Raw genomic sequence first — 2,785 nt, 5'->3', positions numbered from 1 at the left:
GGGTTCGACCGGCGCCTCCGGCGCCTCCGGCGCCTCCGGAGCCACCAGCGCCCGGGCCGCGTCGTCATGCGGACGGACGCGGCGTACCACCGGGTCCCAGGTCCAGCGTGCGCACCGGCTCTCCGAGGTGAGCTGCACCAGCCAGATCCCGTCCACCCGGCGCCAGGCGTCCCACTGCGCGCTCTCCGGGTCGTCCTGCACGGCCAGCAGCCGCGCGTCCACGACCTCGCCGAGGGGGCGGCCGGGTGCGCCGCCGGGGTCCTTCGGCAGCAGTGCGGCCCGCGCCTCCTGCACCACCCGGGCCCGTTCGGCCAACACCGGGCCCTCGTAGCGTTCCACCCGCTCGACCGGGATGCCGGCGACCCGCGCGACTTCCGCGGTGGTCTCGCCGGCCCGAAGGCGGGCCTGGATCTCCCGGGGGGTCAGCGCGCTTTCCTGGCGCACCTCGTTGCGTCGTGCGCCGCGCAACGTGGCCCGAAGCCGGTCGTCGACCGGCACCCGGAACTTCTCCGCGTCGGGTCCGCCGGCGGTGTCGGCGAGTACGAGGTAGCCGCCGTCCTCGCTGAGCGCGACCGCCCGCAGCTCACGCATGGCGCCTCCTCATCGGCGTGGTCCGAGTCTGCCACAGCGCGTTCGGTGACGATAGGTACTCGGGCTATCGAACCCGCCGTTCATGCCTACAACCACACCTTGCCATCGGCGCACCCGCGGTGTCTCACCTTGCCGAGTCGACACGCTCTGTCGGAGTTGCCGGCATGGCGACAGCATCCACTTTTTTTACGGTGAGTGACATTAACATTACTTTTAGGGACGACGGCCCCCGGGGGGGCGGGTGGCGGGCGGACGCCGGCGAGGGGATCGTGCCGTCACTTTCGGGCGGGTTTGATCGCTGGCTCCGGCGAACAGGGCCGCGCCGACGATTCCGGCCTCGTTCTGCAGCTGCGCTGGCACGATCTTCGTGCCTACCTCGAGACGATCGAGAAAACGATCAGCTTTTCGGCTGGCGCCGCCGCCGATGATAATGAGGTCCGGCCACAGCAGCGCCTCGAGCGCACTCAGATAGCGGGTGACGCGCTTCGCCCACTTCTCCCAGGAAAGATCTTCGCGTTCGCGGGCCGCCTCGGACGCCTTCGTCTCCGCGTCGTGACCGCCGATCTCCAGATGGCCGAGTTCGGTGTTGGGAACGAGCTGTCCGTGAAGAAACACCGCCGTGCCGATACCGGTGCCGAAAGTCGTCATGACGACGACACCGCCGACGTCCCGACCGGCTCCGAAGGCCATCTCGGCGACGCCCGCGGCATCGGCGTCGTTGATCACGACAACGCCGCCCGGCAGTACCGATCCGAGCGTCGCCGCGACGTCGGTGCCCACCCAGCTCGGGTCGATGTTGGCCGCGGTCCTGGCCACACCGCCCTTGATGACGGTGGGAAAAGCAGCCCCGACCGGACCCGTCCAGCCGAAGTGCGCCACGACTTCCGCGACGGTCTTGGTTATGGCCGCCGGTTGCGCCGGTTGTGGCGTCGGTAGCCGGAAGCGGGGTGCGGCGAGCGTTCCCTCGTCGATGTCGACGGGTGCACCCTTGATACCGGTACCGCCGATGTCGACACCGAAGACCTGCATTTCGCCTGTGTCCTCCCGTTACCACCGGCCGACGCCGATATACCCAGACGCGGTACCTGCCATGCGCGGTGCGCAGTACCGTCGGGACCGCCCTGCCAACCCCGTGCCCACTCCACCATAGATCAGCACACGTCGCCGGCCCATCCGAGTGTGACACCGATATTCGGAGGCATCCGGTCGCGGGCGCCCGCCGGAGGCGGGATAGAGGACGATCTCTCCGGGCCACCCGGCCCAAGCTGCCGCCCGACCTAAGCTGTGGCGATGATGAGCTTGCGCGATTCCCTCGGTCGGGTAGCCACGGATCTTCGGGTTTCACTGACCGACCGCTGCAACTTACGGTGTTCCTACTGCATGCCTGCCGAAGGTCTGGCGTGGTTGCCGCGGGAGGAGATCCTGACCGATGACGAGGTCGTCCGGTTGGTGCGGATCGCGGTGACCCGGCTGGGTGTCAACGAGGTCAGACTGACCGGCGGTGAGCCGACAGTGCGGCCGCGTCTGGTCGACATCGTCGCTCGCCTGGCAGATCTGCGACCCCGCCCCCAGCTGTCGATGACGACCAATGGCACCTCACTCGTCCGCATGGCCCCGGCGTTGCGCGCGGCGGGTCTGGACCGGGTGAACGTCTCCCTTGACACATTGCGAGAAGATCGTTATCTGGCGCTCACGCATCGGGACCGGCTCGGTGACGCGCAGGCGGGGCTGGCCGCCGCGGCCGCCACCGGGATGGCACCGGTGAAGGTCAACGTGGTGCTCGTCCGCGGCGTCAACGACGACGAGGCAGCCTCCCTGCTGCGGTGGTGCCTGCAACGGGGCTACTTTCTGCGCTTCATCGAGCAGATGCCGCTTGAGCCCCAGCACTCCTGGGACCGGGGTGCCATGGTTACCGGGGCGGAGATCCTCGCCAGGCTGCGCAGTGAATTCACCCTGTCGCCGCTGCCCGGTCGGGGCAGCGCACCCGCCGAGTTGTTCACCGTCGACGGCGGGTGGGGCACGGTAGGGGTGATCGGCTCAGTGACCGCCCCCTTCTGCGCAGCCTGTGACCGGGTCCGGCTCACCGCTGACGGGCAGGTCCGGTCCTGCCTGTTCGCTCGAGAGGAAACCGACCTGCGTACCCCGATGCGAGCCGGGGCCGACGACGCACAGTTGGCGGCGTTGTGGGCGCGGG

3 protein-coding genes are annotated in these 2,785 nt (G+C 69.2%); 1 reads left to right on the top strand and 2 read right to left on the bottom strand.

Annotation, left to right across the window (positions count from 1 at the left end; translation table 11 throughout):
- On the bottom strand, positions 1–591 hold a 591-nt coding region (gene sepH, locus DD1DGNOD_RS20970; protein ID WP_131770891.1), incomplete at its 3' end, for a septation protein SepH.
- Between the two features lie 213 nt (positions 592–804).
- Positions 805–1,620, bottom strand: a complete 816-nt coding sequence (gene ppgK / locus DD1DGNOD_RS20965) for a polyphosphate--glucose phosphotransferase (protein ID WP_131768225.1) — start codon at positions 1,618–1,620, stop codon at positions 805–807.
- A gap of 264 nt (positions 1,621–1,884) precedes the next feature.
- On the opposite strand from ppgK, the gene moaA reads away from it, so the two are divergent.
- Positions 1,885–2,785 (top strand): GTP 3',8-cyclase MoaA (gene moaA / locus DD1DGNOD_RS20960; protein ID WP_131770890.1); only part of this gene is annotated, 901 nt, incomplete at its 3' end.

Source organism: Candidatus Protofrankia californiensis, from assembly GCF_900634765.1.
GTDB classification, from domain to species: Bacteria; Actinomycetota; Actinomycetes; order Frankiales; family Frankiaceae; genus Protofrankia; species Protofrankia californiensis.
Note: the sequence above shows the minus strand (reverse complement) of the source record. Positions and strands in the feature narration are given on the sequence as shown.

Excerpts from the sequence above, each read along its gene's own strand:
- ppgK (WP_131768225.1), bottom strand. The coding sequence starts at position 1,620 with ATGCAGGTCTTCGGTGTCGACATCGGCGGTACCGGTATCAAGGGTGCA.